Raw genomic sequence first — 8207 nt, 5'->3', positions numbered from 1 at the left:
AAGAAGTATTTGTCTAAACGTGGTAGATCACCATTTTTAGGATTAATAAAGTGAGAAGTAGTATCTGAGGAAGCAGCTACTATAGCTTGTGATAGAAAATCACCAGCTGTTAAATCAGCAAAACCAGAAAATGGGACATTGGCAATGCGGTCATATAGCACACCATTACACTCGTCATTTGCATATTCAATGTTTTTACGAATATATCCTTGTACAAATAATTTTGCTCTTGTAACTCGGCGGTAAGGTGTACCTGGTACTGGAGTAAATGCTACAGGAACTAACTTACATTGTGTTAAAAATGCATTTTTTAAAATGCGTTTGATTTCAACTGCTGGAGGATCTAATGAAATATCAGATTCTACAACAATTTGAATCGTTCTTTCTGCTAAAACAACTGGGATTTTTACAATGGGTGCTCCTGGAGTAAGAATTGGTGTTGCAGCTGCATCACTTAATGGTGTTTGAGTTTGTCCATTTACCTCACAAGGTACGTTAATTGGGCATTGTTCACTCATATTATCTAATCTCCTTTTTAAGATAAATTTAGATTTTTAAAATCTTTCAATGTCAATATATTCGTTTTTTTCATTTATGTATAAGCATGTATACTAGTTTTTGAAATTTATTTATAGAAATTTATTTATAAAAATTTATTAATAGAAGATATTTTTATAAGGTGTATGCTTCTATAAAATTTTATTGTGCTCAATATACGAATTTAATAATATATTATTCTAATAAGATTTACAGAAAGAGAAACATGAGTTTTTTTATTGAAGTTGTAGGAAAAATCTAAGGAAGAAGAGGGCGAGATACCTGGCGGCTTAAAATGGTGACGACGGATTATATATTCCTATAAAAACTATCAATAGTCTTGTATATCCTGCTGTAATTGTAGAAGTAGAATATACAACATTAGCAAATAAAAAATGATATATAGGAGTAAAACAACACTCGATAAGGAAAAAGAGTTAGAAATCATTCAAATTATTTATGTTGTTAAAAGCTGGTGGGAAAACGAAAAAATAGTTCAAACTACAGTTTCAAATACAGAATAGAAAGATGTGGAAGTAGTGGCAGAGTCGTGACCGCTTTTTGGCAGTAAATGTGCCGGTTGTTTTGGCATTTCCGTGTTATATTTGTATTGTGAGAAGTGGCGGAAAACATTGCTCACAAAATTCCTTATAACTGAAAATGGATCGTCATAACCGGTGGCGATGGTTGCAGATTGAATGAACAGTTGTTTCTTGATTTCACATTCAATTGCAATTCACATTGTGTAAACGGAGAAGAGCTTTTGCTCTTCTTCCAGTTACTTAATAATGTACAAATAAATTGATGCAGCAATATTAGGTGATTGGAAGAAGGAGAAAACTTCATTTACCGTAATTGAGATACAAATAAATAATTGATATCAGAGCACACATTCAGGTGCTTTTTATTTTGATATGCTAATTAATCGCAAATCGGTATTCCAAGTACTCTTAGAGCTAATGCTACTTGAAGAGAAATCTCTAATCTAGCAATTTCGATACCAGCTACTGTAAGAATTAAAAAAGGCTGGCCATTTACAAACAAAACAAACTCAACACAAACCAAATATTGTAAAGAAGGTTCAAAAACCATCTAATGTAACACATCATATATTTTGTTACGTTAATTTCGATAAAAATAGAGATAGTTAACTAAGTGAAACTTATGCATGGAAAAGTAGGTGTTCAAGGTGAAAAACAGCGTAAAATCAACGATGTATAAAACATGTTGTAAGAGGGAGTTCTTGAAAGTGTCACAAACGTTGATATGACGGCGTATTTCCCAAAAACCTTGTTTACATAATTATCGTTATCAGAAGTTATTCTTGGATTCTCATGATTGGATCTTGATCATGATAACCAATACAAATTGGGAGATGAATTGTTGTAATAATTTTTTTTAATGCGACAACAGTTCTAGCAATAAGATATAATGTTGTGCCTAGTGCTTTTTCATTATTATCAAATCCATTTTCAGCGTAAATCTGCGCAAATTCTTTTAAGTCAGGACCTTCTACTTCACTAATCCAATCACATGCCCAATCATCATCTTCTTCAGATAACTTTGTATACTCGTCGTAAATAAAGAAAGTACTGTTCCAGTCGTTGTCCATATCATATTCAAAATAAATGGCTTCTGTCGAATTTTGATTATCTATATGTAGGGAGGTAGAAAAGGCATCTTTCAACTTACTTTGAAACAAATCTAAATTTATATTTTGGATTCGTTTTGCTTGTTCTTCTCCTACTAATTTGGAGCATAGGTCGTAGTATTTCGCTTCAATCTCTGGACATGAATGTTTTAATAATTCCGTTTGCATTTTGTCTAAATAGTCGTATATTTCCATATTGTCCATTCCTCTCTAAAAATAAGGATTATATACTATTCAAGCTATCATAATTCTCGTTATTGGTAGTTACTCTTTTATATTAACATTGGTTAATTGTTGCTTTTAAATCCCAATGTTTTGGTTTCTCCTTAGTATCTAGCCAAGGAGATCCTTCTTGAAGCCAATTCTCACGATATGTTTCAATAGTCCATACAATTTCTTCATCGTCATACCCTGGTTGAAAAGCACAACAAGCACATATTAGACTTACATCGGGGATTCCTTTTTCATTATAGAGTGGTCCCGGTAACTGATCGTAGCCACAAACTAAACAAACATATTTTTTCTTTATAAACTTTTTAAACAACATTCTAAACAGAATATTCTCCTCCTTGTATATCATTTTATTTCGTTATAGCTTTCATAAGACCCTATTTAAAAAACAGTGAATATCGTATGCATGTAAGGTTAACATAACGTCCTATTATCGGTAGCAAGAAAAAGGCGAATCCCCTTTGAAATTAGGGATTCGCCTTTTTCTTTTTCTATAACCCTATTCATCTTTTTATACATTCTTGTCCTGGCGTGGGTTCAGGGCTCTTGTTTGTTATTGGATTAGCGAAAAAACTGTATAAAATCTTGCATACTCTTAGCCTGTATTTTTCAGAAATGCTGTACTGTAGGAAAGCCGTTATATTCCATGATGTAATACCTCACTTTTGTTTTTTTAACTCCACTATAAACGAACGTACGTTCTTTTTTGGAGTGTAAAAAAAGCGCCATCACTATCAAGTTGATGGCACGCAATATACCCAAAAATGATTATAGCATACTTTTATGTAAAACTATATTAAGGCGAAATCAACAATTTTTAACATGAATATTCAAAAATAAGTTTATCAAGTTAGAATATTCAAAAAATCATTTATATAAACAAACATGTTGTGGTAACATTTAACAAAAGGGAGGTAGAAGTAGATGAGTGTTGACATTATTTCTAAAGAAGAAATCACAAAATTATTAAACGACTGGTATCAAGCTATGATTTCACAACGTGTATTACAGTCTAAGAAAATAAAAGAAGAGATTGCAAATAAAATCAATAATATTAAGGAAGACCAAATAATATTAATCTACTATGCTTTATTGAATGCGCGGTATAACCTGCTAATACGCGATATGGATAGTTCGAAAGATATTTTGGACAAGATCGAACCATTACAAGAGCCTACAGAAACATTTTTAGAGTACTATCATCATTTATTTAAAGCAATTTACGCTATTAATACAGCAAACCATAGTGAAGCAAGAATTCAATTTGAAGAAGCTGAAAAGTTTTTAGAGTACATGCATGACGAAATTGAAAAAGCTGAATTTAATTATTGGCTTGCAGTTCATTACTATCACATATTGAAACCAATACTAGCAGTCCAATTTGCTACGAAAGCGAATGAAGTATTTTCAAATAGCCTAGGGTATGAGTTGAAAACTGCTGCATGTTTGAATACTTTAGGAATGGCACACATTAGACTAAATGAATTCGAAAGTGCAGAAGAACATTTACTTTCAGCACTCGGTACCTTCCAAAAATCTAATGATGAAATTCCTATTAAACGAGTTAAGCATAATTTAGGGCTTTTATATGCAAGTCAAAACATGCCAGAGTTAGCAATTAAACACTTAGAGGATTCATTAGAAAATAACGCTAAGACTATGTTTCTTTTAGCAAGAGAACACTTTAAGTTAGGTTACAATCATATCGCCAATGAATACATTGAGAATGGTTATAAAATAAGTGACTTATGTTATCGACATCATTTTCAAATTTTAAGAGCATTACATAACTATGCGCCACAAGAAGAATTAGAAAATGTGGTTATAGAAGGTATTTCTTATTTTGAAAAAGAAGAATTATATGATTGGGTAAAAGAATATGCTTCTCTTTTAGGTGAAATATTCTATGGTTCAGAAAATCACAGAAAAGCAAGCAAGTATTTGCACATCGCTTTAGATGCAGACAAAAAGAGCATAGAAAGAAGGGCGCTAAAATGAAAAAAGCAATCTTATTAATGATGATGTTATCCGCTGTTTTTACTTTTGGTCTTACTAATGTAAAAGACATACCACAAAACGAAGCAATTGAAGTGTTTATGGATCATGGAGAACATATTTAAAACCTAAGGAAGAGGGCGCTTATAGTGTCCTCTTTTTAATATCTATTATTTATATGATAAGGTTGCAGGTACATCTTTCGGTTATTGTTTGATAAACGTAAAATGTTTCTAAAAATGTGTATACAAAGGTGTGATTTTGTACTGTATATGTTCACATATTTGCTCACATTTTGTTCACGTACTATATAAAAAAGTATGAAAATCTATAAAAATAATTATTTTAATAAAATTTGTTCTAGATATTAAAAAGTGCCAAAACCCTTGTGGTATAAGGGGTTTGGCACTTTTGTGTTTTTTATGTTTTATCAAATAAACAACCCTAAAACTGCTCATTCTTCTCCCAAGATTCTACGATATAATGAGCAATTGTTGGGTTATATCCTTTTCCAACTAAAAACATAATCGCAGCGACTTCTGTTAAAGCGTGTTTATGTGAAGTATGTTTCGCTTCATTTAAACCATAATCTACCCAAGGTTTTACGAAATCTAATACAGGTTTCTTTAAAGGTAAAAATTGTGTACCGACAACTTGTTGAATTTGTTGTTGAGTCGGTTCTGTAATAGGCCCAGGTGGTAAAATTTGTGGTTGCATTGGATCAATTGTTGGTGGTTTAGGTGGTGAGACACGTGCGTCGTAGTTGGGTTGATACATTTGTTGTTGGTATTGTGGTTGTTGTGGCTGAGTTACATATGGATTTTGTTGTTCTTGAGTTTGCGGTGCTGCATATGGATTTTGAGGATATTCATAATTTGGACGTGTGTCATATGGATTTTGTTGTTCTTGAGTTTGCGGTGCTGCATATGGATTTTGAGGATATTCATAATTTGGACGTGTGTCGTATGGATTTTGTTGTTCTTGAGCTTGCGGTGTAGCGTATGGATTTTGTTCGTATTGTTGTTCTGGCTGTTGTAATTCTTGTTCCTCATATTGTTCTGTATATCTTTGTTCCGGTTGCTGAGGGTAAAATGGTTGTTGTGGATAAGGCGGTTGATTATTATAGAACATGTTTATTCCTCCTTCATGATGATGCCTACCACCTAGTGTATGGGCGGACAAGAAAATATGTGATGAAAAAAGGCGGGCGTGTTACAATAAGAAACTGGGTGAAGATAAAATGACAAAACAAGAAAAGATTAAAAAAACAATTACTTTTGTAAAAAATATTTTAGAAAAAGATGCGAGTGGGCATGATTGGTATCATATTGAGCGCGTACATAAACTGGCGATTTCTTTATCCGAGCAAGAAGGAGGAAATCGTTTTATAATTGAAATGGCAGCATTACTTCACGATGTGGCAGATGAAAAGTTAAATGAAAGTGAAGAAGCAGGAATGAAAAAAGTTTCTGATTGGTTAGAAGAGTTACATGTAGATGAGGAAGAAAGTAAACATATTCTTCATATCATCGCCAATATGTCTTATAAGGGTGGACATGGCGGCGCAGTTGAGTCAGTTGAAGGGAAAATTGTTCAAGATGCAGACCGTTTAGATGCCCTTGGAGCAATTGGGATTGCACGTACTTTTGCATATGGCGGAGCGAAAGGGAGATTAATGTATGATCCAAAAATTCCGCCGCGTGAAGTAATGACGAAAGAAGAGTATAGAAAAAATAACGATCCATCTTTAAATCATTTTTATGAAAAACTTTTAAAATTAAAAGACTTAATGAATACGAACGCAGCAAAACAAGAAGCTGAAGTTCGTCATCGTTATATGGAACAGTTTATAGAACAATTTATGAAAGAGTGGAATGCACAAATATGAAAATGTTAACTGTGGAGAACTTATCGAAATCATACGGAGAAAAACCGTTATTTGATGGATTATCATGTAGTATTACAGAAGGACAACGTGTTGGAATTATTGGTGTAAACGGTACTGGTAAATCAACATTATTAAAAATTATTGCAGGGTTAGAAACTCCTGATACAGGTGAAATGACGCATTCACGTGGATATACCATTAGTTATTTATCACAGCAACCAGAGTTTGATGAAAAACTAACAGTATTAGAGCAAGTGTTCCATGGTGATACACCTTTAATTCGTCTTCTTCGTGATTATGAAAAAGCACTATTAAATATTGAAAAAGATCCAAGTAATGAAAAAGTACAGGAACAATTATTTGCAGTGCAGCAACGTATGGATGCAATGAGTGCATGGGAAGCAAATGCAAATGCGAAATCTCTTCTAACGAAATTAGGAATTACAGATTTCACTACAACTGTTGGGAATTTATCTGGTGGACAGAAAAAACGTATCGCAATGGCACAATGTTTTATTGAAACACCTGATTTATTAATTTTAGACGAGCCTACGAACCATCTTGACCATGAGACAGTTGAATGGTTAGAAGAATATTTAGCAAGATATACAGGGGCGGTATTACTTGTAACCCATGATCGTTATTTCTTAGATCGTGTGACGAATCGTATTTTTGAATTAGATAATGGTAAACTATATAGCTACGAAGGAAACTATAGTACATTTTTAGAAGCGAAAGCACTTCGTGAAGAGCAAGAATTGGCACAAGAATCCAAACGCCAAAATTTATATCGTCGTGAACTTGCTTGGATTCGCCGTGGTGCAAAAGCCCGTTCTACGAAACAAAAGGCGCGTATTCAGCGTTTTGATGAGTTAAAGGAACAAGAAGGGCCAGCTGCAAAACAGTCAGTTGATATTGCACTAAGTGGAAGTCGTTTAGGAAAGAAAGTACTTGAGTTAAAAGATGTAACGAAAAAATTTGGCGATAAGACGGTATTACATAATTTTAATCATATTGTGAAACCAGGCGATCGTATCGGAATTATTGGGGCGAATGGAAGCGGGAAATCTTCTCTATTAAATATGCTTGCAGGCAAGTTATCTCCTGATAGTGGTGAAGTTGAAGTAGGACAAACTGTAAAAGTTGCTTATTATACGCAAGAAAATGAAGAGATGAATTTAAATCAGCGTATGATTGAATACATTAAAGAGATTGCAGAAGTTATTCATACAACAGATGGAAAAGTAATTGGTGCATCTCAAATGTTAGAACGTTTCTTATTCCCGACACATTCACATGGTACACCGCTTGGTAAACTATCTGGTGGTGAAAGAAGACGTTTATATTTATTACGTATTTTAATGGGGGAACCAAACGTACTATTACTTGATGAACCTACGAATGATCTAGATACACAAACATTAACAGTACTAGAAGATTATTTAGAAGATTTCCCAGGTGTCGTTTTAACTGTATCGCATGACCGTTACTTCTTAGATAAAGTAGTAGATGAACTGTTCATCTTTACTGGCGGAGGAGAAGTGCGTGAGTTCCTAGGTAGTTATACAGATTATTTAGAAATGGAAAAAACGAAAGAACTTATTGAGAAAGCGGAAGTTCAAAAAGAGAAAAAAGTAGTAGAAGCAGCTCCAAAACAACAACGTAAACGTAAACTTTCATACAATGAGCAGCGTGAATGGGAAACAATTGAAGATACAATTGCCGAACTAGAAGAGAAAATTGAGTCAATTGGAGAAGAACTTGCGAAAGTTGGATCTGACTTCACAAAGGCACAAGAATTATCTGAAGCACAGCAGAAATCAGAAGAAGAGCTAGAAAAAACGATGGAAAGATGGAGTGAACTATCAGATATCGTTGAAGGATTAAAATAAAAACAAGCTGCAT

At 33.5% G+C, this 8207-nt stretch carries 9 protein-coding genes; 4 read left to right on the top strand and 5 right to left on the bottom strand.

What is annotated here, in order from left to right; all coding sequences use genetic code 11:
• The 4 genes from G9F74_RS22870 to G9F74_RS22855 all read right to left on the bottom strand — a co-directional run.
• On the bottom strand, positions 1-518 hold a 518-nt coding region (locus tag G9F74_RS22870; RefSeq protein WP_165406246.1), incomplete at its 3' end, for a DUF7852 domain-containing protein.
• A gap of 940 nt (positions 519-1458) precedes the next feature.
• Positions 1459-1581, bottom strand: coding sequence for a DUF3956 family protein (locus G9F74_RS22865; protein WP_371399201.1), 123 nt, complete (start codon positions 1579-1581; stop codon positions 1459-1461).
• Between the two features lie 274 nt (positions 1582-1855).
• Positions 1856-2383, bottom strand: a complete 528-nt coding sequence (locus tag G9F74_RS22860) for a hypothetical protein (protein ID WP_016108292.1) — start codon at positions 2381-2383, stop codon at positions 1856-1858.
• Positions 2384-2465: 82 nt separating this feature from the next.
• Positions 2466-2735 (bottom strand): hypothetical protein, encoded by a 270-nt coding sequence (locus G9F74_RS22855; RefSeq protein ID WP_016108293.1) that lies wholly within the window; start codon positions 2733-2735, stop codon positions 2466-2468.
• Positions 2736-3343: 608 nt separating this feature from the next.
• Between G9F74_RS22855 and G9F74_RS22850 the strand changes: the two genes are divergently transcribed.
• Entirely contained in the window at positions 3344-4417 is a 1074-nt protein-coding gene (locus G9F74_RS22850; protein WP_016108294.1) for a response regulator aspartate phosphatase, read from the top strand.
• Entirely contained in the window at positions 4414-4539 is a 126-nt protein-coding gene (locus G9F74_RS22845; protein ID WP_000709202.1) for a hypothetical protein, read from the top strand. The genes G9F74_RS22850 and G9F74_RS22845 overlap by 4 nt, the downstream gene beginning before the upstream one ends.
• 319 nt (positions 4540-4858) lie before the next feature.
• On the opposite strand, the gene G9F74_RS22840 is transcribed toward G9F74_RS22845, so the two are convergent.
• Positions 4859-5545, bottom strand: coding sequence for a hypothetical protein (locus tag G9F74_RS22840; protein WP_097873186.1), 687 nt, complete (start codon positions 5543-5545; stop codon positions 4859-4861).
• A 109-nt stretch (positions 5546-5654) separates the two neighbouring features.
• On the opposite strand from G9F74_RS22840, the gene G9F74_RS22835 reads away from it, so the two are divergent.
• Entirely contained in the window at positions 5655-6302 is a 648-nt protein-coding gene (locus tag G9F74_RS22835; protein ID WP_016108296.1) for an HD domain-containing protein, read from the top strand.
• Entirely contained in the window at positions 6299-8194 is a 1896-nt protein-coding gene (locus G9F74_RS22830) for an ABC-F family ATP-binding cassette domain-containing protein (RefSeq protein ID WP_016108297.1), read from the top strand. Before G9F74_RS22835 ends, G9F74_RS22830 begins: the two co-directional genes overlap by 4 nt.
• The last annotated feature ends 13 nt before the right edge of the window (positions 8195-8207 follow it).

The sequence above is a fragment of the Bacillus sp. EKM202B genome (assembly GCF_011066025.1).
Lineage (GTDB): Bacteria > Bacillota > Bacilli > Bacillales > Bacillaceae_G > Bacillus_A > Bacillus_A toyonensis.
Note: the sequence above shows the minus strand (reverse complement) of the source record. Positions and strands in the feature narration are given on the sequence as shown.